23 protein-coding genes and 2 pseudogenes are annotated in these 25184 nt (G+C 42.7%); 21 read left to right on the top strand and 4 right to left on the bottom strand.

Annotation, left to right across the window (positions count from 1 at the left end):
* Positions 1-59 precede the first annotated feature (59 nt).
* Together NV381_RS12245 and NV381_RS12240 are read left to right on the top strand one after the other, a co-directional pair.
* Entirely contained in the window at positions 60-608 is a 549-nt protein-coding gene (locus NV381_RS12245) for a hypothetical protein (RefSeq protein WP_258213576.1), read from the top strand.
* Between the two features lie 166 nt (positions 609-774).
* Positions 775-1173: an NUDIX domain-containing protein gene (locus NV381_RS12240; RefSeq protein WP_258213575.1), complete on the top strand. Its 399-nt coding sequence runs from the start codon at positions 775-777 to the stop codon at positions 1171-1173.
* Positions 1174-1299: 126 nt separating this feature from the next.
* On the opposite strand, the gene NV381_RS12235 is transcribed toward NV381_RS12240, so the two are convergent.
* Positions 1300-2226, bottom strand: coding sequence for a helix-turn-helix transcriptional regulator (locus tag NV381_RS12235; RefSeq protein ID WP_258213574.1), 927 nt, complete (start codon positions 2224-2226; stop codon positions 1300-1302).
* A 100-nt stretch (positions 2227-2326) separates the two neighbouring features.
* On the opposite strand from NV381_RS12235, the gene NV381_RS12230 reads away from it, so the two are divergent.
* The 3 genes from NV381_RS12230 (at position 2327) to NV381_RS12220 (ending at position 4643) form a co-directional block, all read left to right on the top strand.
* Positions 2327-2791: a VOC family protein gene (locus tag NV381_RS12230; RefSeq protein WP_258213573.1), complete on the top strand. Its 465-nt coding sequence runs from the start codon at positions 2327-2329 to the stop codon at positions 2789-2791.
* A 65-nt stretch (positions 2792-2856) separates the two neighbouring features.
* A complete protein-coding gene (locus NV381_RS12225) occupies positions 2857-4032 on the top strand; it encodes an MFS transporter (RefSeq protein WP_258213572.1) in 1176 nt (391 codons plus the stop codon).
* Positions 4033-4073: 41 nt separating this feature from the next.
* Complete coding sequence (locus NV381_RS12220) at positions 4074-4643, top strand: YdeI/OmpD-associated family protein (protein WP_258213571.1); 570 nt, start codon at positions 4074-4076, stop codon at positions 4641-4643.
* Between the two features lie 606 nt (positions 4644-5249).
* Here the strand turns inward: NV381_RS12220 and NV381_RS12215 are convergent.
* Both NV381_RS12215 and NV381_RS12210 read right to left on the bottom strand, forming a co-directional pair.
* Positions 5250-6935: a M56 family metallopeptidase gene (locus NV381_RS12215; RefSeq protein WP_258213570.1), complete on the bottom strand. Its 1686-nt coding sequence runs from the start codon at positions 6933-6935 to the stop codon at positions 5250-5252.
* A 2-nt stretch (positions 6936-6937) separates the two neighbouring features.
* Positions 6938-7345, bottom strand: a complete 408-nt coding sequence (locus tag NV381_RS12210; RefSeq protein ID WP_258213569.1) for a BlaI/MecI/CopY family transcriptional regulator — start codon at positions 7343-7345, stop codon at positions 6938-6940.
* 105 nt (positions 7346-7450) lie between these two features.
* Between NV381_RS12210 and NV381_RS38435 the strand changes: the two are divergent.
* The 11 genes and pseudogenes from NV381_RS38435 to NV381_RS12155 all read left to right on the top strand — a co-directional run.
* Positions 7451-7650: pseudogene (locus NV381_RS38435) on the top strand (N-acetyltransferase family protein); the annotation flags it as partial.
* 183 nt (positions 7651-7833) lie between these two features.
* Positions 7834-8256: an arsenate reductase ArsC gene (locus NV381_RS12200; RefSeq protein WP_308861817.1), complete on the top strand. Its 423-nt coding sequence runs from the start codon at positions 7834-7836 to the stop codon at positions 8254-8256.
* A gap of 19 nt (positions 8257-8275) precedes the next feature.
* The gene (locus tag NV381_RS12195; protein ID WP_258213568.1) at positions 8276-8587 is read left to right on the top strand and encodes an ArsR/SmtB family transcription factor; all 312 of its coding nucleotides are present in this window, start codon (positions 8276-8278) and stop codon (positions 8585-8587) included.
* Positions 8588-8600: 13 nt separating this feature from the next.
* Positions 8601-10012 (top strand): annotated as a pseudogene (locus NV381_RS12190) (arsenic transporter).
* Between the two features lie 39 nt (positions 10013-10051).
* Positions 10052-10477: an arsenate reductase (thioredoxin) gene (arsC, locus tag NV381_RS12185; protein ID WP_258213567.1), complete on the top strand. Its 426-nt coding sequence runs from the start codon at positions 10052-10054 to the stop codon at positions 10475-10477.
* A 10-nt stretch (positions 10478-10487) separates the two neighbouring features.
* Entirely contained in the window at positions 10488-10958 is a 471-nt protein-coding gene (locus NV381_RS12180) for an ArsI/CadI family heavy metal resistance metalloenzyme (protein WP_258213566.1), read from the top strand.
* Between the two features lie 3 nt (positions 10959-10961).
* The gene (locus NV381_RS12175; protein WP_258213565.1) at positions 10962-11405 is read left to right on the top strand and encodes a protein-tyrosine phosphatase family protein; all 444 of its coding nucleotides are present in this window, start codon (positions 10962-10964) and stop codon (positions 11403-11405) included.
* Between the two features lie 509 nt (positions 11406-11914).
* Entirely contained in the window at positions 11915-12136 is a 222-nt protein-coding gene (locus NV381_RS12170) for a site-specific integrase (RefSeq protein ID WP_258213564.1), read from the top strand.
* A gap of 256 nt (positions 12137-12392) precedes the next feature.
* The gene (locus tag NV381_RS12165; protein ID WP_258213563.1) at positions 12393-13034 is read left to right on the top strand and encodes a pentapeptide repeat-containing protein; all 642 of its coding nucleotides are present in this window, start codon (positions 12393-12395) and stop codon (positions 13032-13034) included.
* Positions 13035-13067: 33 nt separating this feature from the next.
* Positions 13068-14015, top strand: coding sequence for a DMT family transporter (locus NV381_RS12160; RefSeq protein WP_258213562.1), 948 nt, complete (start codon positions 13068-13070; stop codon positions 14013-14015).
* 160 nt (positions 14016-14175) lie between these two features.
* Complete coding sequence (locus NV381_RS12155; RefSeq protein WP_258213561.1) at positions 14176-15138, top strand: DUF2167 domain-containing protein; 963 nt, start codon at positions 14176-14178, stop codon at positions 15136-15138.
* 383 nt (positions 15139-15521) lie between these two features.
* Here NV381_RS12155 and NV381_RS12150 read toward each other — a convergent pair whose 3' ends face one another.
* A complete protein-coding gene (locus NV381_RS12150; protein WP_258213560.1) occupies positions 15522-17804 on the bottom strand; it encodes an Ig-like domain-containing protein in 2283 nt (760 codons plus the stop codon).
* Positions 17805-18220: 416 nt separating this feature from the next.
* On the opposite strand from NV381_RS12150, the gene NV381_RS12145 reads away from it, so the two are divergent.
* The 5 genes from NV381_RS12145 (at position 18221) to NV381_RS12125 (ending at position 24982) form a co-directional block, all read left to right on the top strand.
* Entirely contained in the window at positions 18221-18898 is a 678-nt protein-coding gene (locus NV381_RS12145) for a helix-turn-helix domain-containing protein (RefSeq protein WP_258213559.1), read from the top strand.
* Complete coding sequence (locus NV381_RS12140; protein WP_308861851.1) at positions 18856-19776, top strand: IS3 family transposase; 921 nt, start codon at positions 18856-18858, stop codon at positions 19774-19776. The genes NV381_RS12145 and NV381_RS12140 overlap by 43 nt, the downstream gene beginning before the upstream one ends.
* Before the next feature lie 716 nt (positions 19777-20492).
* Positions 20493-20771, top strand: a complete 279-nt coding sequence (locus NV381_RS12135; protein ID WP_258213558.1) for an S-layer homology domain-containing protein — start codon at positions 20493-20495, stop codon at positions 20769-20771.
* Positions 20772-21090: 319 nt separating this feature from the next.
* On the top strand, positions 21091-23403 hold the full coding sequence (locus tag NV381_RS12130; protein WP_258213557.1) for a hypothetical protein: 2313 nt from the start codon (positions 21091-21093) through the stop codon (positions 23401-23403).
* A gap of 952 nt (positions 23404-24355) precedes the next feature.
* Entirely contained in the window at positions 24356-24982 is a 627-nt protein-coding gene (locus NV381_RS12125; RefSeq protein WP_258213556.1) for a histidine phosphatase family protein, read from the top strand.
* Positions 24983-25184: the final 202 nt, after the last annotated feature.

Here is a 25184-nt window from a genome sequence, read left to right as displayed (position 1 = left end):
GTTCTTGGTATGTGTCGAGAATATATTTTACAATCCCAATTCGTAATAAAAGAGGAAAAATGAAAATCAAAAAGATTCTTATCCCATCGATTCTTACCCTATTAATTTGCATCATGTTTCTGTTATTTTGGTGGCTTCAGCCAAATAAATCTTTATATGACCAAATTGATAAAGCAGTACTAGAAGCTGATTCAGATTTTAGTAAATTAATACATGTTCATGTGGATAGAGAAAGGACAGTGGCGTTCTACATGACAAACAAGACAGAATTAGGCATAGTTCTACTACAGGAGAAGTTTCGTGGATATAAAGTGAAAGACTACATAGATAAAAGTTTAATGTTTACGGATAAAGGAATTAGTTGGCATGGATCTGAAGTACAAAAGTTGAATATTCATTTGCTATATGGAGTTGTTCAAGATCCAGAAATAACTCAAGTTATTCTAATAAGTGAAGGGAATAAAGCCGCACATATAATAACGGAAGGAAGCCGTATATGGTACGCTTTGATCGATGAAACATTGAAAAATCCGATTACCATTCGAGCAACAAATAAAGCAGGAAAGATATTGTATGAAACAGGTGATGTTGAGTTTTGGAGTAAGTAAGTGTGAAGCCAACAGCGTGCGAATGCTAAGCTACAATGAATTTTAGTTTGTTGTACTAACGGAAAACGATAGCATCATGACGAACAGGCAACCGGCATCACTGGCTACCTGTTCAGGTATCGGTTTTCTTGAAATTTTACATAGATTATTTCGGGGGTGATGAGGCTTGCCAATGTCTGAATACTACACGCAACTGCGTGATAAAATTGGGACTCAACTAATATTTAGCCCAAGTGTTGCTGGAGTAATTCGTAACCAACAGGGTGAGATCTTGTTTCAGCGTCCATCTTTAGAGAGTGCTATTTGGAGTTTGCCAGCTGGTGCAATTGAGATTGGAGAAACTCCTGCAAAAGCAGTCGTTCGAGAGGTTTTTGAAGAAACTGGATTAAAGATCATTCCCAAAAAATTATTAGGTGTCATCGGAGGAGGGGAATTAGAAGCAGTGGACGGGGAATCAGCTCAACTACGTTTTTTTGGGGTTGATTCAATGCCACAATTAGCAATCCCGTATCCGAAAGAAATCTTTTATTCAAATGATTCTGACCTAACATTTTTTCAAGTATGATTTGTCTACTCCGTTGAACTAACGGAAAACTATAGTTGAGGATCTGCAGCTGTGCAGTTCCTCTTTTCTTTATTGAGGTAACGGGAAGATTTGTTTAAGAATATGCGCGCCGCCAACATTTTGATGTTAATGGGAGCCTTTTGAAGTATAAATCTCCACCATTTTATTCAAATAATCTTGAAATTCTTCAACATAGGTTTTGGGCTCTACGATTTTCAGATTTGTACCGAAGCTCGCTAAAAATTGAAATCCATTACTGTTTTGCGGAACATGGATTGTTGCTAATAAATAATTAGAGCTATAGTTTTCAATGCTCTTTCGACCGTATCTTTCAATGAATTGATCTTTTATGCCAGGCGAAATCAACGCCTTGACTGCGACTAGTTCCTGTTGATAACTTGCTTCCTGCTCTTGTTCCAACAAATCATCTCTAGGGCTAAACGTTTGTTCATTTATATTAAGATGATCGATCCGAGATAATTTAAACATTCTATATCCCATACGTTGTAAACAGAATCCTTTCAGATACCAACTCGTTTCGCTAAAATGAAGCTGATAGGGCTCGACAGTTCTTTTCGTCGCAGTGCCATTTTTATCTATATAATCAAATGAAACTAATCTTCTCTTTAATATGGCTTCCTGACATGTCTTCAAGGTTTGACGAATCTCAGACCGACCCTCCCAATCATAAAAAGACAGTTGAATTGAACCTTTCGGAGCCAATGGGCTAACCATGGCTTCTATTTTTTTGATCGTCATTTCAACTCCTTCGCTAATTAGAATTTGTTCCAATCCGCCGAGCGCAGTCAATATATTCTCTAAGTCGGAGCTGCTTAAAAGACGTTTATCAACCTTGTATTCATCCATAATGCCGTAGCCGCCATGAACTCCAATGACCGAATAGATCGGGATGTTTGATAAACTCAAGGTTTCCATATCGCGAAGAATCGTTCTTTTGGAAACGTTAAATAATTGCGCGAATTCTTTGGTGGAAACGACATCTTTTTTCAGCAAGATCATAATGATAGAGATTAGTCTTTCAACCTTTTCCATCGGTTCCCCTCTTTTTTAAAATTTAGTATGAAACGGTGACATATAGCTGTCACCTATTATAGATTATACTACATTTATAACAAGAAGGAGGTTATGCTTTATGTCAGCTATTGCATATTTAAACTTTGATGGAACTGCAGAACAAGTGATTGAATTTTATTCGGAGGCTTTAAACGCAATTGAAGTAAAAAAAGTGAAATTTGGGGATATCCCCCAAGATCCAAACTACCCAATGCCGGAAAATGAGTTAAATATGATCATGGAGTCTTCCATAGAATTCACAGGCGGGAAAATCATGATGTCGGACATTTTGCCTTCAATGAAGGCGGTAACAGGTGAGCTGGTGAAAGGAAATAATATTCTGATTAGTCTAGTGATCGATGATAAGAAAAAACTAAAAGAATACTTTAGTCATTTGTCCCTTGGCGGCCATGTCATCATGCCGTTATCCAATACTCCTTGGTCTTCGTGCTTTGGAATGCTAGTTGATAAATTTGGGATTAACTGGAAATTCAATAGCGATGCAGATCAGTTTCTTGATAACGTAATATCCAACAAACAGTAACTCATTATGAAAAATGGTCTTACAACTGAAGGCCATTTTTTTATACATCGATGGAGGCACGATTTATGAAAAATAGCTGTTCTTCGCTTATCTTTTTTCTGGCTTTAGGTATATTTGGCATCATAACAACTGAAATGGGCATGATCGGAGTTCTTCCCCAAGTCACTCAAAAGTTTCACATAGCGCCCTCGGAGGCCGGGTACCTTGTGAGTGCATTTGCTTTAATCGTTGCCATTACAGGCCCATTCCTAACATTACTCGCTTCCGGCATGAATCGAAAAGCGATCTTACTATCCGCTATCCTGATGTTTGCCATCTCTAATTTGGTGTATGCTTATACTACAAGGTTCGAAGTTATGCTGGCCTTCCGGATTGTTCCTGCGTTTTTTCATCCTGTCTTTTTTTCGATTGCGCTTGCGACCGCTGCCAGCCTTGTTCCTCCCGAAAAGAGCGGCAAAGCGGTCACCCGGGTTATGGCCGGAGTAACCGTTGGATTCGCTTTTGGCGTGCCGATTACATCCTATCTCTCCACAAAAATTTCGCTGGAAGCCGCTTTCCTGTTTGGAGCTATTGTGAGCGTCATTGCCTTTATAGGCATACTGGTCTGGCTGCCTTCGATGCCTGTTAAGAAAAGAATGTCTTTCGGCAAGCAGCTCGGCATATTGCGCAAACCTCAATTGTGGTTAACGATCTTGATCGTGGTGATAATCTTTACAGCGATGAGTTCGGTTTACAGCTACTTTGCCGAATATCTTGGAGAAGTCACCCAAATGAACGGTACCTGGATTAGCGTGATGTTAATGATCTTTGGCGTCACCATGATTGCAGGGAACTTCTTATTCGGGTTCTTTCTGAACAAAAGCATGACAAAAACGGTTATCTTGTTTCCTCTCGGATATGCGGTCATTTACTTATTTATTTATTATTGGGGTTCTCATTTTTGGCCGATGGCGGTCATCGTATTTGTGTGGGGAGCTGTGCATTCCGGGGGGCTTATTCTAAGTCAAGCCTTGTTAATGACTGATGCGAAAGAAGCTCCCGAATTCGGTAACAGCTTATTTGTTTCCTTTTCTAATGTTGGCATTACGGTAGGGACATGGATCGGCGGCTTGTTTATTTCTCAATTGGGCGAGCATCAACTTATCTGGAGCGGTATTATACTTTTGTTGTTTGCTTTCTTATTGATCATGATAAAAGCAGCAATTTTCAAATCACATGTTGAGAAAGTAAGCATGAATTAACGGATATATGATAAATGTAGAAAGGAAATCTTTTTTCAAATATGGAAATGGATAATTTAATTCCCCTAAAATCGAGAGAAGAGTTGATGTTTTGGCTACAGGAAAATAGTAAGACTGGAAAATCTTGTTGGGTATTGGTTAGTATGACACCCAAATCGGATACGCTCTTATATTTGGACGTAGTCGAGGAAGCTTTGTGCTATGGATGGATCGATGGAGTCAAGAAGAAAATATTTGAAACGGAGCTGGCTCAGAGACTGTCCCCTCGAAGCAAAAAAAGCTCATGGACTGAATTGAATAAAGAACGTGTCCGCCGTCTCGAAAAGTTGGGGTTGATGACAGACGAAGGAAGAAAGGTACTTCCTGATATGGATTACGATTCTTTTCGAATCGATCCGGTTATAGAGCAAAGGCTGAAAGAGGAGAAGCAAGTATATGAGAATTTCAAGGCATTTCCGGATCTGTATAAAAGAGTTCGGATCGACACGATACAAAGCATAAAAAATCAACCGGAATTATTTGAGAGCAGATTAGACAAATTCATAGCAAACACGAGAGAAAACAAAATGTACGGTCAATGGAATGATAATGGACGTCTACTAGATTATTAAGATGCTCTGGGGCAATTATCAAACTTTTAAGCCAGCCAGATTATAGCTGAAAGAGATCTCGCCAACACTTTAACAGTTAACGTCACATCCAACCCGTCTTCAACCGCGCGTTCACATGAGAACATAGAGGCAATCCGGTCGAGGAGGTTGCCTGTATGCCTATGAAAGGACACCCCCGTTACAATGGTGCGAGCGCATCGCCATATTCTGCGCAAGGGACTGAAAGAATTCATACCACGCAGTCCTGTTCTCTGATTGGCGTCCACACTGCACCTTCTGCATCCAAGCAGATGCCATCGGCCCCAATCCTCGGGTCGATAAACTGAAGATGCATGAACATGGCTTGTATCTGAGAGGATTTAATGAATGCTGGCCAATGAATGGGAAACTATAACGCAGGGGCTGAACATAAGCAGCTCCTTAAATAGAATGATTGTTGTGAAATCATTGTGGTGTTTTACTAAGGTTCAACTTATGAAAAAAACCAGTGCGACAGCCTGATGTTCAGACTGCTGCACTGGTTATTTAACTATCGTTCTCCGGTTGCCCATTTGATGCCCTACGGCCCTGCGGTAGCAGTTGATAGCCTCCAGTCGTTCAGCTCATTCACAGAAAAGGGTTAATATTCATGATAGCTCCAGTGGATCGGTCCAAAGTTACATGAAACCTGCCATCGCTAGTAAGATTGCCTTCGGAAGAAGGGATAATATCAAATACAATAAGCGAGTCATTGTAGGGATGCGCTGTTGTTGTGATTTGTACTTCTTGAACACTAACGTCGAGGAATGGTTGAGCCAATTGAATCGCTTTCTCTTTACTTTGATCAATTGAAATCCATTGTTCTTTTTGTGTTTCATTTCTATTTTTTAATTCTTTCCATGCCTTCATGTTGTCGAGACCGATTATTTTTTTATTATTACCAACCCATACACGCATACTGTCGTTTGTGGTTACATAAGATGCAGTGGGTACTTCTCTCTCATCTTGCATAAGTGGAAATCCAGTCAGGTTAAAATACTTCTCTAATACCAGAGCAGCTTCTTCCGCAGTATTGACTGTCAGGCTTTGGATTTGACCGCCTCCAGGCTTCGGTAGCTTTGCCACTTCCACTTTTTCCTTTAATTGGGCATTCATTGTTTGATCTGTTATTGCAACACTTCCGGTTGGTGCCCCTTGAGCATTTACTAATGAGAATGAGCAGACAGTTAATACCGTTGCAATTCCTAGTACAGATAAGCCAAAAGAATTTTTCTTAAAATGTTTAATCATGAGTATTCTCCTCTTGAGATGCTTGTAATTGCCCGATAATCCGACCAAACCTGGATATCTCCGGGCTCCTGCATAATGCTCCAATAAATTAATGATCGTCTGGCCGTACGCTACTTTCTGTTCAGCATGGATGTGGGACAAGGCTAATGCATCACAGGCTACCTCTTGATCCGCCCGCATTCGTGCGTTGACAATCCACATAATCGGATTAAACCAATGTAAAATAACCAGAACGTGCATGAGCCAATTCATCGCAACATCTCTGCGCTTGATATGTGCCAGTTCATGATTGAAAATATAACGGAATTGATCGGCATCCATCGAACGAATCAACGAACGGGATAATAAAATCCTTGGTTTCATAAACCCATAAACCGCAGGACTCGGCACTGCATCTGTTACGGTCAGAAGAATCGGTTGTTTGATCGACATTTGGCGCTTGCATTGCTCGAATACTTGTAATACCGCCGGATTGTTTACATTGGGTTGTTTTTTAATTCGTCTATACACGTTGATATTGGCTATAAGGGTTACAAGACTCAAGACTATGACCCCTAGCAACCAACCAAACAACAGGATGTCTCGCAGCGTTATTTTGGATAATAGATCCACAAACGATTGCTTTGCATGGACGTGCTTCTCGGGAACGTTCGCAGCGGATTGAACCGTGACGTCGGATGGACCTTTGAGTGTCCATTCGCTCGGAGAATCCACGTTATTCTTCAACTGATTTCTTCGTTCATAACGATTGGAAATATCATCGAGCGATCCTAAAAGGGATTCATTAGACAACTGCTGCTTAATTGGCAATAGATTGTACACGCTGAACGAGCTCTCTGGTGCCCAGGGTAATACGAGCCGGATGACAACAGGCAACCATAGGAGATAATGCCACTTCGGCAGCAACTTGTTTCTGAGCATCCATTTGATCATGACAATGAGAACAACCAGCACACTTGCCATCAGCGAAGCCCGAATCACCCAGTCGAAAAAAACCTGCAAATACATCTGCACATATGTCATGGCTATATGCCTGTCTTCGATTTGTTATCATCGTTCTTGTTATCATCGAATAATTGTTTCAGCTCATTGATTTCCTGTTCCGTCAGTTTTTTCTCCTGCAGGAAGTTGGCAAGCATCGGTTTAATGGCTCCTCCGTACAATTTTTGCAGAAAAGTTTTGGTTTCACTTTGCAAATACTCATTCTCTGAAACCAATGGATAAAACATTTGGGCTCGTCGCGATTCGTCTTTGTTGATTCCAACCGCTTCTTTCTGCACCAGGCGGTTAAGCAGCGTACGAATCGTCTTCGGACTCCAGTCCATTGTTTCCGTTAGTTGTTTAACAATTTCGCTGGATAGACATTCCTCTCTCGCCCAGAGGATTTTCATAACTTCCCATTCTGCATCTGTGATTTGTGGTAATTTTTTCATGCCCGAAACCTCCTGTTATATTTAAAAGGATCACGATCGTAGTCCTACAACCCATATACTACACGCGTAATCCTATTTTGTCAACGAACGTCTCGTTTCATTTAGATGAAAGAATTAATTGATCTCTCAGAACAAAATGGATTCTGGACCCTACAAGCAGGGATTTTTCCGGAGAATATCCCGAGTATTAAACTGCACTATAAATGTGGATTTCGAGAAGTTGGCAGAAGAGAAAAACTTGGAAAAATGAACGCCAATGGAGAGACGTAATTTTATTAGAAAGTAGAAGTAATACTTTAATATAAGGATCCCAAAGTCAGCGGACAAACCTTTTTGCGGTTCGGAAATTCTAAATTCAAACTCTTAAAGCTTCCAGTGGAAGCTTTAATTTATTTATCGTTTACAAATATTTAATAATATAATCAGTTGTTTATATAAGTGTATTCGTATATATTTATTACATAATTCATTTGGGGAGAGGCGAGTATATGGATAAGCCTTGGCGGATGTATTTCTTATGTGTTCATAATCGGTGTAGAAGTCAAATGGCTAAAGCGTTTGCTAGACATTTTGCAGGAAATAAAGTGATTGCTAATAGTGCGGGCGTAGAAGAAAGTCAGATTCACCCCTTAACGATTGAGGTCATGAAGGAAGTAGGTATCGATATATCGGATCAGCAATCGAAGCGTATTGATATGAAAGTCTTCATTAGCTCCCAAATTGTCATTAAACTTTGCGAGCAAGTGAATGAAAAATGTCCAATTGTGCCATTTGGCATAACGAATGTGCAGTGGGATATCCCTGACCCAACGCCAAAGCAAGGCGGAGGAACCATTGAAGAATTCCGGGTTACACGGGATTTGATTCGAGAAAATGTGTTGCAGCTGTTAAAAGAGCATAAGGTGGTATAGCATTCAAGGGAGGGTTGATATGGAACAAATCAATGAAATGTCAGAAAATTTAAAACTGCTCGGTGACAAGACCCGGCTGACGATGCTGGCCTTATTGAAAGAACGATCCCTTTGCGTTTGTGACATTGTGGATTTATTGGAAACGTCACAGCCCAACGCAAGCCAGCATCTGCGTAAATTAAAATCGGCAGGGCTTGTGAACGAAACGCGTAAAGGTCAATGGATTTATTATTCCTTAAATATTGAAGACAAACCTTACATTCAGGCAGTTTTAGGATATATCCCATCCTTAAAAGGAAAAATCGATCAGTTAAAAAATGACTGTGAATAGTGTGGAGGATTACATGGCTATTACTGCTTTTCTTATTTTTTTAGTAACTCTAACGTTTGTCATTTGGCAACCAAAGGGATTAAATATCGGTTGGTTGGCAAGTGCTGGAGCCATCCTCGCGTTAATTTTCGGCGTGGTCAGCTTCGCAGATGTTGGGACTGTCACCGGCATTGTCTGGAATGCAACCTTGGCGTTTGTGGCCATCATTCTAATCTCATTGGTGCTTGATGAAATTGGATTTTTTGAGTGGGCGGCGTTACATATGGCACGGCTGGCACGTGGGAGCTGTCTACTCATGTTTGTGTTTATTATCCTGCTTGGATCGGCGGTCGCTGCTCTATTTGCCAACGATGGTGCAGCTTTGATCATCACGCCCATTGTATTAGCGATGGTTCGGGCGCTTAGGTTTGATGAAAAGTTGATCCTGCCGTTTATTATGGCTAGTGGATTCATTGCCGATACAGCTTCATTGCCGCTTGTCGTAAGTAACTTGGTGAATATTGTGTCTGCCGATTATTTCGACATCGGATTTGCTGAATACGCGAGTCGTATGATTGTTCCGAATTTCTTTTCGATCATCGCAAGTCTGCTGGTGTTGTATCTGTATTTCCGCAAAAGCCTTCCAAAGAGTTATAATCTCACTCAGCTAAAAAGCCGAGTGAAGCCATTAAGGATATGAGGCTGTTTAAATTATCTTGGGTCATTTTAGCTGCGCTACTTGTTGCGTATTTCGTCAGTGAATTTTTATCCATCCCTGTATCAATTATTGCCGGTGTCGCAGCCATTGCCTTTTTGTTCGCCGCTAGAAAAAGCCCTGCGATTCATACCTGGAAGCTTGTGAAAGGCGCTCCTTGGGCCGTTGTGATTTTCTCCATTGGCATGTATGTGGTCGTTTATGGCTTGCGAAACGCGGGGCTTACCGATGCGTTAGGCAGCGTCATACAAGCTGTCGCAGACAAGGGGCTGTTCGCGGCGACGGTAGGCATGGGCTTCATCGCAGCGATCCTGTCGTCCATTATGAACAACATGCCAACGGTCATGATTGATGCACTGGCCATCAAAGGAACAGAAACCCAAGGATTTATTCGTGAAGCGCTTATTTATGCCAATGTGATCGGGTCAGATTTAGGACCGAAAATTACTCCGATCGGATCATTGGCAACTCTACTTTGGCTTCATGTGCTATCCACGAAAAACGTGAAAATCAGCTGGGGGTATTACTTTAAAATCGGGATTATCTTAACCGTTCCAACGTTATTGTTTACCCTCACCGGTCTTTACTTATGGCTCTATGTCATCCAAACATGGAACGTGAATGTATGGTTATGTATTGTTTCGATTGTCGCTGTGCTCGTTGTTGTTGCGATGATCATTAAGTCTTTTTTGGGAAGTAAACAAACCAAAAGAGGACATCAAGGTGCTTAAATCGTTTCACCATTTGAACGAACAAAGGAGATTTTAATCATGGAGAAAAAAACATTAATTTACTTTTTGTGCACCGGAAATTCTTGCAGAAGCCAAATCGCAGATGGGTTTTTGAACGCTCTTGGCAACGACAAATACGAAGTGAAAAGCGCGGGTCTTGAAGCGCATGGACTCAATCCGCGTGCGGTTCAAGTCATGAACGAAGCTGGAGTGGATATTAGCAAAAACTCCTCCGATGTGATTGATCCGGACATTTTGAATCGTGCGGATTATGTCATTACCCTGTGCGGCCACGCTGACGAGCATTGTCCTGTGATCTCCAACAAGAATGTCACCAAATGGCATTGGGGGTTTGATGATCCAGCAAAGGCGACTGGAACGGAAGACGAAATCATGAATCAGTTCCGCATCGTTCGTGATTCGATTAAGAGGCGGATTGAACAATTCGTCAAAGAAGGGAAATGAGCTGGCTCCTATGATCAAAAGAATGCATGTCGCTTTAAACTGCACCGATCTCAATAAGTCACTCGATTTTTATCGTGCCTTTTTTGGGGCAGAACCAAGTAAAATCAAAGATAATTATGCAAAATTTGAGTTAGAAGAACCGGCGCTTCACTTTTCGTTAAATGTCCGTCCCTTTGAACAGAAGGGTATATTGAATCACTTGGGTTTCCAAGTGAATAACACCGAAGAAGTACTGGCCATGGGTGAGCGGCTACGTCAAAGCGACTTGCTGCTGATTGACGAGATGAATACGACTTGCTGCTATGCGGTACAGGATAAAGTTTGGGTGTATGATCCAGACGGAAACGCTTGGGAGATTTTCTACACAAAAGAAGATTCGGAATTTGAATCGGCCGGAGAAACCAAGGATTTATCCTTGTGCTGCGCTCCACCATCAGCTCCGGTTGCAATTGAATTTGGATCATTTAAAAAAGGAGTTTAGTCCATGTCGTCTGAAAAAAACTATCATGCATTGATTCCGGATAAAATTTTCATGGGCGCGGCCACTGACGTTGAATCTATGGTGAAAAATGAAGGTATTGACGTAATCGTGGATCTTCGCGGCGAAGCAACGGAATGTGCTTCCTTATCGGCGAATGCGAAATGGATTCAAATACCGTTAGCGGACAACTCTGCCGTTCCGCAAGAAAAGGCCTTTGAGCAAGCGATCCAGGCCGTCACCGAAGCTTACCAGCAAAACAAGAAAATTGCTTTTCATTGTGGTGGAGGAAAAGGCAGAACCGGTATGGTAGCCGCTGGCACCTTACTTGCTTTGGGCTTAAGTGATACGCTCGATGAAGCCGAGGCCAAGGCAAAGAGCATTCGCAACATCATTGATATTAAGCCATCACAGAGAGAATCCCTGAACAAATTATATCCCGGTAAATAAATTGCTCAAAAGAACCACTCAGGCCGAGTGGTTTTTCTTTTTGCTGCTATACAATGTAGGGAGATTTGTGTCATTAATGTGGGCACATTTGTGTCTTTAGACAATACGAGTGGTTGCCAAACAAGGAGTTTCATCGATATATAGACATATGTATAAAATACAACGTAATATTAATTTACAAGTTTCGTTGACGAGTCCATAATTCTACTGTATTTTCATATATTGTTACACATCATATGTGGACATCCGTTCAAAGAAACGGACTGTCCACTTTTTTTGTGAAGGGTTTTATAAGACAATGATTCGCTTAAAGAAGTATTCCTATGCCAATCCGCTATCGATTTGGAATTCAAAGATAGTCTTTCTGAGCAGCCGGGGGAAAGGGGAAACCGACCAAGAATGCCAAAGGCAGCCGGTACTGAGGAACCACTCTCCTTTAGAAAGCAAACGGATTCTTACTTTAAGATCATTAATGAAGAATGGGTTCCTGAGATCATCGGTGATGGGATGTGAACTCCGAGCGGCGTCAATCCGCAAACACACAAGCAAAGTTCAACGACTTGCCTGACCGCGAATCATTATTTTTATCAACTAGAGGTACTCCATACACATACTCAGCGTTTTACTCAAATTGGACCACGATCACCAAGCACGCCGGAATCAAACTAAATCCGCATAAAGCAAGGCACTGCTGTAGCCACTTTTTAACGCAAAAAAGCCTCCATCTCTAATAAGAGACGAAGGCCTATAGCACTCGCGGTTATGCAGTTGTAAGGCTCCAATAGAAGTTTTTATTAGCATACCCTCATTTTGGAAAAAATCAACCCGGAATTTCGCCTGTTAGGAAATATAGCAAAAGTATAGCCTGCTTAATGACGGCAAGAGTACATGCAGAGTATTATGAAGATATGCTTTTTTGATAATGCTAGCTTGTATTCACAACTAATAGTTGATGGATAACTAAATGTCTAATAAATGGAGGTATCCATGAAAAGTAAAATTGAATTGCCCAAGATCCCTTTAAATTTACCGGAAGTAACTGAACAATTGCACACTCTCCAATCAAGAGACGAATTCAGCACGGGGTCTGTAGACAATACGACAATAAACAATCAGAAGGCTTCCAAGGTTTCGTTTGAAAAAATGGTTTTTACTAAGGTAACAATTATGGAGTCGTCACTGCCGGAGAGCGAGCTTACAGACATTATTTTTGAAAAATGTGATCTCTCCAATGTTGATTTTTCCGGTTCCTTCGTTCATCGGGTAGAGTTCAGAAATTGCAAGCTCATAGGTACGGACTTTTCCAAAAGCAGATTTCAAAACGTTCGTTTTCTAGAGTGCTTAGGGGACTATTCCCTGTTCCAGCTTGCAAAATTCAAGCAAGTCGGTTTTGAGGATTGTTCATTAATTAGTTCTGATTTTTATCATTCCACGCTGAATCCATTATTTTTTTCCAGATGCAATATGGATCAGGCTGTGCTGTCGGGGACGAAGCTGGAGGGAGTTGATCTGAGTGATTGCGAATTTGACGGATTGCATGTGGAAATAGAGGATTTGCCCGGTTGTATCGTGACACGGCGTCAGGCGGCTTCCTTAGCGGGGCTTTTAGGGCTAGTTATTAAAGGATGAATTGTTTTTGTGTAGTGAAAAAGGAGGCTTCCGGTGGGGGAACTATTAGCTATTCTATCGCTGCTTATGTTTTCTTTAAATGTTATCGTTACCAAGACCGCCAGTGGTCGGCTTAGTTTAGATGTTGGTTTTATGATTTCGATTTCGGTTAACGTGTTATTTTCCTTTGGTTTATTTATTATCCGTCTGGTTGTGGATAGCGATCCTCTCGAATTTCATAGTCTTGGCTTTCTTATGTTTGCAGCATCCGGAGTTTTTGCTTCTTATTTAGGACGTTCCTTGTATTTTGATTCGATTGCCAGGTTAGGGCCGTCTAAAGCCAGTACGTTTATGGTCAGTAGTCCATTGTTCACTTTTCTTATGGCCTGGCTGTTTTTAGATGAGACCTTGTCATATTGGGAATCATTGGGGGTCGTCGTCGTTTTGTTGGGGCTTTTTGCGGTAAGCTACAATCCGTCGCGTAAATATGCCGCTGCAGGACAGCACGGGGAAGTGGCCTTGCCACATAGTGAAGTATCCAAATGGCAAAGATGGCGTGGACTTGTACAGCCGGGAGCTGCGTTAGCTTTGTTAGGGGCAGTATCCTATGCGTTAGGAAATATTACCCGCGGAACCGCTATTCAGGATTGGAACGAGCCTGTGCTTGGGGGCTTGCTGGGGGCGTTGACGGGAGTGATCCTGCAATTCATATTTAACAAAAAAGCGAGACACATCATCTCTTCCTTGCATAATGCGGATTCCAAAGCGGTACGGTTATATGTAATCAGCGGGGTGCTGACCATTTCAGCGCAAATCGCCCATATTGCTGCGATGCACTACATACCGGTTTCAATTGCGACTCTAATTACGACAGCCCAGCCCCTTCTGGTAATTCCACTCAGCTATTTTTTGCTAAAAAATCAGGAGGGCATCAATATCCGAATTATTGCAGGAAGCTTATTAGTGCTTCTCGGAATTAGCACGATCTTATTATTGCCGTAGGTGATGAAAGGGAAGTTATTAAAAAGGCAGTATGCTTTCCCTACCTGGTTTCATAAGCTGGCCGGCTGTCTTTTTACAATATTTAGATTCCATTTTAGCGAAATGATGGTAAAATAATACTATTCTGTCGAATGTAATCGAATAGAGAAGAGGACTATGAATGAAATTGGGGAAGATGCTTCTTGCCGCTGTTGTTTTATTAAGTATTATGAAAGGTCAAGTGTGGGCGGAAGGGGATAGCACCAACAACTCCAAATACAACTGGGTCAAGGGCGATACGACGGTTGATCTTGGTACCACCTCGACCCTCGATCTGGGGAAGGATTTTGTATTTTTGAATGCGGTTGATACAAAGCAACTGCTTTCCGACAGCCATGACAAACCAAACGGCACTGAAATAGGGAGTGTCTATCCAGCTGACACGAAGCAAAACTGGTCACTGTTTCTTGAATATCGGGATTCCGACCATATAAAAGATGAAGAGAAGAAAAATATTGATGCGAATGCTCTATTGCAAAGTTATCGGGATGGAACTGAGCAACGTAATAAGGATCTCCCTGCTGAAGAGCATTTACGAATAACGGGCTGGGACGTGAAGCCGTTCTATGATGGGATCACGCACTATCTCACCTGGTCAATTGCTGCTGCCGACGCCAAAAATCGCCCGCTAGTTAACTATAACGTACGGATTTTAAGCCGAACCGGATACATTTCAGCCATACTGGTTTCCGACCCGGAGCACCGTGCAGAGGATGAGAAGGTTGTGTCCTCTCAAGTACTGAGTGCTATAAAAATGAAGACAGGCCAACGTTATGAGGACTTTGATGAAAGCAAGGATAAGGTATCCGAGTATGGATTAACAGCCCTAATCCTTGGTGGTGCAGGACTGGCCGTTGCCAAAAAGGTTGGGATCTTGGCTGCTCTGGTCGTGTTGCTAAAGAAATTTTGGATCGTGATTGTATTGCTGCTCGGTGGTGGTTGGCGCTGGTTGAAGGGACACCTTGCAAGACGCCGCCTCTTAGCTGAGGATGCTTTGACGCAAGTTTCGCAGCAGGTGCCAACTGCTCAGGATCAATCTATTCCCGAAAAGACAGCGTTACCTGCTACAAAAGACGTTGCTTGAAAATGCTGATAAAGCATACACACCACCAATGCCGACCGTCGATACTTCTAAAACGGGGGTAAAAGAAGTGGCTCTCCAAATAAGTGATTGGGTACGTGGACATATCATCAACTAAGGGACGGAGAACAATAGTTGAATAAGAAACCAGGGACGAGGCTGCCGGCATAATCGGGCAGCCTCGTTTACGTCTTGGGATATGAGGGTGAACCGATCTATTGAGGTGAACGGTCACCAACTGCAGATGAAAATCTCATCTATTCATCTTGGCTTGCGGTTGCAGCGCGCCGGAGCTTGGGGGCCGCGATCCAATTGGGGTTTTTCAGCAATGGATATATGTTCTTGAGGTCTGCGTTTGTGGGGCTATCTAATGGCGTAGGAAATCATCAAAGTCTAATATCGAGCATCCTGACGATGGCGGTTACAGCCTCGGCACGGGTAGCCAATGTTGTGGGTGCAAAGTTGTTTCCAGTCGTACCACCAAGCAGATTGTTCTTACTGGAGATCGAGGCAGCAGGTTTGGCCCAATCGGGAATATCGGCATCGTCGGCATAATCAGTCGTCGCACCGGGAGTGAGAGTTATGCCCAGTCCTTTTACTACCATAGACATCATCTCCTCATGGGTAATGTTCGCAGTGGGACGGAAGGAACCATCAGGGTAGCCGCTAATAATGCCAAGCTTCACGGCTTGCTTAACGGACTTGGCCGCCCAGTCTTGGATCTGACCCGTATCAGTGAACGTGAGATCCGCACCTTCAAACGCCGGCTTCAACCCATTCATTAGCATAACAGTGAATTCTGATCGAGTAATGTTCGCATTCGGCTGAAACGTGAAGTCTGGGTAGCCGCTGGCTACTTTTAACTCATAAGCGCGCAGTATCTCAGGAGTCGCCCAATTTCCCTTGATGTCAATGAACGGGCCGGAGTCTGCGGAAGTTCCTGCCGTGACGACTACCTTGCTCCTGGCAATAAAGTTACCGTCCTGTGTGGTGACTGTAATGTCTGTCGAACCTGGGGAGAGTGCGGTTACTTTTCCATTAAGGTTCACAGTAGCTGCTCCCGGGTTGCTGCTTACCCATGTCACATTCTGATTCGTAGCGTTATCTGGAATTACCTTTGCCATGAGAGAAACGCTATCTCCGGTACGAAGGAATAGTGCAGTTTTGTTCAGGACAACACTGATTACTTCGGTTGTCGTGACCGTTCGAGCTGTGACGGTAATCTTGCACTGTGCTACGGGACCGTCACCAGAAGTTGCCGTAACGGTTACCGTACCGGATATGAGGGCACTCACGTTGCCCTTATTATCCACGGAAGCTATGTTCGGATTGCTGCTTTTCCACGTGACGGTGGAATTGGATGCATAACTTGGCGTAAAAGAAGTCGTAAGCTTGCTCGTCTGCCCCTCAGTTAGGGCTAGAGAAGTTTGATCCAAGGTCATCGTCTTGACAGGTACCTTGAGGGCATACATGTACATCACATAAGTATGTTCCATGTCGTTGGTGTCAACGTTTTTCATATCGGGATAGTTGGTGGATACATCATACAAGGTGCCGTCATTTCCGACTGAAAGGGGTTGCGGGTTGTCTGTTACGAATCTATATTGCCATTGAATGGCGCCATCTGGGTTAAGCGCATAGATTGCCTTATTGGAAGAGGAGTGGGTGTAGACCAGCCCATTCGGCGCCAGCACGGGTGGGACAACGAAGCCGCCTGAGGCAAACTGCCACTTTAGACTGCCGTCAGAACGAATAACGTTCAGTTTGGAGTCCTCTGACCCTATATAGACGTCACCATTCTGCGCGACCGATGGAGCGAAGACGTTGCTCCCTTGATCAAACTTCCATTTGAGCCCCCCGCTAGGCAGGATGGCGTATAAGTTGTGATCGGCCGATCCAGCGAAGATCGTACCGTCTGGTCCTACAGCGGGTGCAGAGCTCACAACCCCGCCGGCTTGGTACGTCCATTTTCTCGTTCCGTTGGGCTTGATCGCATACAGGGATGAAGTGCCGTTGGCCGCATATATAGTCCCGTCAGGAGCCGTCGCTAGGGAGGCTTGACCTCTAACCTCCATATCGTACAACCAGTTTTCGGATCCGTTCTGAGGATTCAGAGCATGGAGGATGCCATCACGGGACGCCGCATACAGGATGCCATCTGATCCGAATACAGGAGTTGATCTAATCTGATCCCCGGCTGCGAATGCCCACTTCTTCGTTCCATCCGGACGAATGGCGATCAACTCACCCGGATTATCGTGTGCATTACTGACATAAATCGTGCCGTCTGGCCCAACGATAGGTGGTGTTAAAAGAATGTCTTTGAGCATGTAGCTCCACATTTTCGTCCCATCGGATTTAAAGGCAGAAACGTATGATACAGAGCCAAGAAAAATAAACGTATGCCCCAAGTAGATTGTCTGATCCGGTCCTATTGCTGGAGCGCCCATATATCGGCTAGCGAGCGTCGGAGCTTTCCATTTCAACTGAACGTCGTTGGAGTTTTGGAAAATAATCAAATCTTTGATAATGGGGAACTCGATAATGTGGCCCGGGGTTAGTATCGTTGAAGGATCAAGCTTGATTTCAGCTGAGACGGATATATTCAGGCACCCGAAGCACATGGATATTCCCAGTAAGCCGGATATCCAACTCCTGTACATCCGCATGGAAAAAACCTCCTGTTTTAATTTGATTATTCCTTTTCCCGTCTTACGATTCAATAGGACTTCTCACTCAATTATGATACGAATCGTGTCGAATCGAATAGGACTTTTATGGCAAAAAAAACATGATGACTTGGAGAAATTTCAGGCAGAGAATTGAGTTTTGTTTAAATGAAGAACATCATCCATTTTATGTTGAATTTTGAATATGTCATTCCGCTAACTTAAAACGATAATTCAATCATTTGGAGAGCAGGTCGCCGTCGGCAGTTGCTCCCTTTTTCATTAATGTAACTGCAGGATAATGCAAAACTAAAAAAAGGCTGTCCCAAAAGTCATGAATATGTCTTTGATATGCTCCCCATACGGTAGACAGGTGAAATAATAAAACCTGTATTCCGTGAGGGGGAGCATTTTTCATGTCTAAAACAGAACATACGGCGTCGGAGAAATTCGCCATACTCCAGCAGATTGAAAGTGGTCATATTGGTGTGAAATCTGCGGCTAGAACTTTCGGCATTTCGAAAACAACCTTGGCTAAGTGGCGACGCCGTTATCGGATTTATGGGTATGAGGGCTTAGAGATCCGCACTCGCAATCGAAGTTATTCTGCGGAGCTTAAGCATCAAGCGGTCAAGGATTACCTTTCCGGAGCATTTTCGCAATACGAGGTTATCGATAAGTACAAGATCGCCAGTAGAACCCAACTATCTCGTTGGGTTGACATGTATAATGGTCATAGCAGCTTAAAAATCTATACAGGGGGAACAACGGCTATGACCAAGGGACGCTCTACAACATTACAAGAACGGATTGACATCGTCCAATACTGCCTATCTCATGGGCGGGACTACAGGAAGACAGCGGAACAGTTTAAGGTTTCCTACCAGCAAGTGTACGGGTGGGTAAACAAGTTCGAAGCAGGTGATCAGGAGGCATTGCGAGACGGTAGAGGGAGATCGAAATCGCCGGAGGAGCTAACAGAAGCGGTTCAACACAAGCTGGCCATGAAGAAACTGGCGTACGAAAATGAGCGCCTTAGAGCGGAGAACGCATTCTTAAAAAAGTTACAAGAGTTCGAAAGGAGGCGTCTCTGAGCCAGCATCGCCAGGAGAATGTCTACCTTTCGATACAAGCCGTTGGGCAGATGGAGTCACTTCCTATACAGCTTCTGTGCGAGATTGCCGGTGTTCCTAGGTCAAGCTATTACAAATGGCTAAACCACAAGCCTAGCTTGCGACAATTGGAGAATCAAGAGCTGACAGTGGTCATGATGTCCTTGTATGAGAAGGTCGAAGGCATTTTCGGCTACCGTCAACTCACCCTACATATGCGCAGTAAAACCAAGAAGCGGATTAACCATAAGCGCGTACAACGCCTTATGAAGCGAAAGGGAATCCAGTCGATTATCCGTAGAAAGAAAAAGCGATATGAACGTTCTACGCCGCAGCAGGTGGCCGAGAACGTATTGAACCGCAAGTTTCAAGCGGAAACGCCAAATGAGAAGTGGGTAACGGATGTTACGGAATTTAAGTATGGCAATGGTCAGAAAGCGTATTTAAGCGCGATTCTCGATCTTCATGATAAATCAGTTATCTCCTATGTACTGGGGCACTCCAATAATAATCTGCTCGTATTTAAGACGTTGGAACTGGCCTTGGAGGCCGCACCAAAGAGCAAGCCACTGCTTCATAGTGACCGGGGCTTCCAGTATACGTCTCTGCGCTTTAAGGAGATGTTGGATGAGGCTAAACTAAAGCAGAGTATGTCTCGAGTTGGACGTTGCATCGATAACGGACCCATGGAATCATTCTGGGGAACGTTGAAATGCGAGAAGTATTATTTGCATACCTACCAAACCTTTGAGCAACTGCAGAGCGACATCGATGACTATATTCACTTCTACAATTACGAACGATTGCAAGCAAAACTAAACGGCCTCAGTCCCATGGAATTCAGGACAAAGGCCGCTTAACTGATTTCATTTTTTATACTGTCTACTTGACGGGGTGCAGTTCACTTTTGGGACAGCCTTGATGTCTTATTTGTAAGTTTCCTCCGATGAATTTAATTTATCTGTACATATGAGCTACTGAAATTTCCTAAAAGCAGGCTGTAAATCTGGATGTGCGTTCATAAGAAGTCATAACACCGTATCAAAAAGTTGAATTTAACGGGCAGTATAGCATGGTTATGATCTCTTAACTTATGGTGTGCCCTATCTTGAAAATCTAAGTACGCACACAATAATTTTTCATGGACACATATTTTGTGGCTTTTTTTAATAATTTTAAACTTGACGGCGGTTTTATTATAGTTCCATAGGATCGAATCGAGGAGGGCGTTAATTGGTATAGGGTGCGCATGGGTTGGCAGTTGAAAAATGTTGTTTTGACTCGAGTAGGAAAAAAAGCATTTTTCATAATGCCTAACACCGGACAAGCCAATTGAAGTCTTTCCAAACGGATCTCGATCCTTTACCCAGGACGGATACGAGGAAGGAAGCTGCCGTTTTTGCTTCTGCATCGCGGATTTGAACGAAACTCTTGCGTATTTTACGGAACGGAACGTAGAGTGCTCGAGTCTTATCATCAACTGCCGGACGGCTCCTTAGCGGCGGATATAAAGCTTTTATATGAGTAAAATTGACAAAATCACAGGTACTCACGCGGCAGGAATTGGCAATTCTGATTGTTAGAGCGAGTGGATGGGGCAATCGGAAGACACCGTCCCCCGAGGGAAGCCGGTGGGCCGATAACTTCCAGCGGAGCTTACCCGAGTTATACGGACTGCGATACAAATAGACTCTTGGGCGCTTGGGCCGTTGATTATGTGAATATAGCCAGCAGCAGCGGTTTGGCAAAAGGTGTAGGTGAAGGCCGCTTTGCCCCGGGTATGGCTGCAACTCGAGCTCAGGGTGCGGTTATTATCCTGCGAGCCTTGGTGAAACTGGAGATGTTGGGCAAGTGATGTCAAGTAATGTTCAAGAAGGGGCGGGGAATAGTTAAAGCTGCTTGAACCTATTCTTGTATGCTGTCAACCAGATGACTCCTGAACTTTATCAGGAGTCATTTGGTTTATGTTCAATGAAGTATGCGCTTCGCCTTAATTATCATCAACTATGAAATGTTTTTCATAGCTGAGATTTTCAGTAGCTGGGGAGGTACCTCTTCCTCATGCAAGAAATACTTCACCCATCCGTTGTCATTTACTTATTGTCCTGAATAATATGATACAGCTAATGCCTAAGCCTAATGGACATAAGAAGAAAGGACGACGATAGATAACAATGAAGAGAACATACAAGCTCACCGAGATCGCCAGTAAAATCGGAAAAACGCGAGCAACTATGGTGGAATGGTCTAATCACTTTCGTGAATTTCTTCCAACCATATCTGTTGGTGGAACCCAAAGATACACAGAAGAAGCCAACGAAATTTTTAAGATTATTTCCAAGATGAGAGATGCCAATAAACCGCATAAGCTAATAAAAGAATATTTACATGAAATGCAGCTGAAGGCAATTATCACATTTACTGAGGAAGAAAAGCCTTTATCACCTACACCTGCATCCTCACCTGACTCCCATTTAGCTTCAGTCATAAACAACTCAACTTTACCTCTAGCTGTGAGCAGCTCCAGCTTACAGTTAAGTAAAGAAACAATTGAATTACGAAACATGGTGCAGCTCCTCACACAAAAGATAGAAGCAAATAAAGCTGCAAGGAACGCAAAGGACAACAACCACTTAGTTGACTTGAATCAAAAGGTGGGTATATCCTCTACAGCAGGCAGCATGCTTTTATCACAATCACCTGATACGGATCAGTCAACCTCTCAGTTTGTTCAGCTAACTAATGAGGTCACGGAGCTATGTAACACAATCCAAGCTCACACGCAAAGGGTTATTGAAGTTTCGGAACAAGCCATTAATGGTGAAAAATTTACGGCAACGGTTGAAGAACTGAACAATCGCTTTAATGGTGTTTCGGAAGAAGTAACAGTACTGCGTAACTTGACCCAGATTCTCACCCAGAAGGTAGTAGAAATATACGAGCATGACATCGGAAGTGAGGTTGCTGAATCGATAGAATTAATGAACAGACAATTTATGAGTATATCTGCAGAAGTTACAGGATTGCAAAAAGCGATCGAAACCGTTCAACACAAGGTAACCGAAGCAACTGAACAAGATATCAAAGGAGAAATACTTACTGCCACAGCGGAGATACTGGATGAACGCTATGAAGTCATTTCGGAAGATATAAAGGAACTAAAAAACGGGATTCATCTCGACACGCAAAAGGTAACAGAAGCAATGGAACAAGAAATCCGAAGTGACATGAATGCCACTGCAGAATCACTGGAGCAACGCTTTGACGCCATTTCGGAAGAAGTAACGAAGCTGCGTAGCTTGATGCAGGTTCTCAGCGAGAAGGCAGATGAGGTTTTCGAACAAGATATCAAGAGTGAGGTTACTGACACAGTAGAATTGCTAAGAAGGCAATTTGAGGGTATATCTGTAGAATTAACATGGCTACAGAAAACGATCCAAACCATTCAACACAAGGTAGCTGAAGCTTCGAAGCAGGATATCAAAGGAGAAATACTTATTGCCACTTCGGAGTTGCTGAGTGAACGTTTCGAAAGCGTTTCGGAGGAAGTAAAGGAACTACGCAATGTGATCCATCTCCATATGCCAAAGGTAACCGATGTGCTGATGAAAGAAATCCAAAGTGAAATGAATGCCACTACAAAATCACTGAGCCAACGATATGACGGCATTTCTGACGAAGTAACAGAACTGCGTAGTGAGATTCGGACACTCAGTCAGAGTGTAGCCGATGTATTCGAACGAGAGAACGAAAATGAAGTTGCTGATACGATAGAATTACTGAGCAATCAATTTGACGGTGTAACTGAAGAAGTTGCCGGATTGTACGAAGCAATCCAAATCATTCAACGCAAGGTAACTGAAGCTTCGGAGCGGGATATCAAAGGAGAAATACTTACTACCACTACGGAGTTACTAAATGAACGCTATGAAAGTGTTTCGGAGGAAGTGAAGGAACTACGCAATGTGATTCATCAACAAACGCCTCTAAAGGCAACCAAGGTTCTGGAACAAGAATTCCGAAGTGACATGAATGCCGCTGCTGAATTAATGGATCAACGATATGACGCGATTTCGGCAGAAGTATCAGAAATGCGTAACGCTATACAGATTCTCACTCAGAAGATAAGTGAAGTAATTGATCGAGAGGTTAGAAATGAAGTTCTTGCAAGAGAAGAATGGCTAAACAAAAGTATTGAGTATTTATCTAAAGAAGTGACCGAGCTGCGTAATATTATCCAAACAATAGAATTACAGAGCAAGCAATATGATGGCATTTCTGAAGAAATGTCCGAGATGCAAAATGTTTTCCATATTCTCAATCAAAAGGTAACTGAAGTTTTAGAACAAGACATCATCAGCAACATTTCTGACAAAGAACAATCACTAAACCAACGATTTGACGACATATCTCAACAATTGACTTCACAGCAACGACTGCTTGACATGATTGCCAAATTGTTAGGGTACCAGGGTATTTATTCATAAACGGCCATGAGAGGGGGCGGCACTGGTCGCCTCTTTTTTGTGGCTGCTGAGCCCGCCCTGAAAAGAAGAAAGATATACTAATACATTAACGCTTTACAGAGACATATGTATAAAATACAATAATTTACAAATGACCGCTAGGGAACTATGCAGTGACGGAGTTCGGCTCGAACCATGGTTTTTGATGGTTGACCGTTTGTGTTGTCATTAGACAATAATAAATCATTAATGTCGGACGACACAAACATTATCCGTTTCAAGGTCGCATATAATGAGGCTTTATTTTGTAATGGGACAATGTTTATGTCGTGAACCGACGACAAGAACATTGTCCCATTCTCAACTCAGGACACAAACATTGTCCGTTTTTCGGAGTCGAAGAAAACTTCACCGTAAACGTCCCTAGATTAGCAGGCAGGATTGTTTACGTGTATGATGAAACGCTGCGGCAGCTCTGAGTGAAGCAGTATAGCATTGACTTGGTATAGTGCGAGTTAAGAGAAGGCAGCCAGCTTCAATTGAAAGAAAAGCTTGAGGAATCAGGCTTTTTATTTTTTATGTAGGGAGGTATAGTGAAAATATTGTTGCAGAGTGAGAAAATAAAGCATTAGACTGGCGGAGGCATTAAGCTATTCCAGCTAATAGCTTGTCAATATTTAATTATTAATCAATATAATAAAGGATGCTATACATTGTGGAGAATGCGTGCAGTGAATGGAATTATGAGGAAATTAAGGCTTATCCTCTATTTGCGTATGCCTTCATGGCCATTCGGTGGTGCCACCACCATTACTAAACCGTTGTATCTTTTTACAAAGAGGGATGTAATCCTGCGAATGAGCGAGTAAACGTGAGAAAATCCCTTAATACCGAGGGAAGTAACGGGCAGGTTAGCTCAATTTCCTGGCGAATACTACAAGTATTGCGATGGAATTGGAAGGGGAGAGAGGAAATGAGAAGTATTATTCTCGTTCAACACTGTCAGTCGGAACATCATGTAAATAATATGTCTGGCGGTTGGACTGATACACCTCTTACTGATCTAGATAATAAACAGGCAGAGTGTATTGGTCAGAAATTGAAAGATAGCATTGATACTGATGAATATGTCATATTTTCATCTGATTTAATGCGAGCAAAGGGAACAGCCGAGATAGTTGGTAAGCATCTAAGCCTAAGTGTCCATGAAGTCACTGATCTGAGAGAGATAAACAATGGAATTTCAGCAGGGAAAACCAAAGAGTGGGCTAAGGAAAATAGAAATCCCAGAACAAGAAGTGGATTTGAACTAGATTACCAAGAGTTCAAAGAAGGTGAAACGTGGAGGCAATTTTATGAACGTGTTTGTAATTGCATGGATAGGATATATAGTACCGAACATAAAAACTTAATAATAGTCACTCATGGCGGGACATTAGCATACATCATCGCTTGGTGGTTGAAACTACAGCCTGCTGCATTAGAAAAAGCTTATTTTTCTGCATCTGTAGGTAGTATCTCATCACTACATGAAAACAAATATCAGCAAAATGTTTTATATAAGTTGAACGATACTTCACATTTATCAGAGTTAGAGTGAATATTTGTGTGAACCGTTGAACTAACGGATACGATAGAGGAGGAGCTCGCTTCGCGGCAACTCCTCTTTGGTTTATTGAACCTTCCTGTAGGACCTAAAAAATGGTCTTTGTCAAAAAAGGAGCACCTCGGTATGATGGGTTTGTCCACGGGTTTGAAACCCAACACCATCAAGGAGGAGCTCTTATTATGAAGTTTAAGCA

The organism is Paenibacillus radicis (ex Xue et al. 2023) (genome assembly GCF_024722015.1).
Classification (GTDB): Bacteria; Bacillota; Bacilli; order Paenibacillales; family NBRC-103111; genus Paenibacillus_S.
Note: the sequence above shows the minus strand (reverse complement) of the source record. Positions and strands in the feature narration are given on the sequence as shown.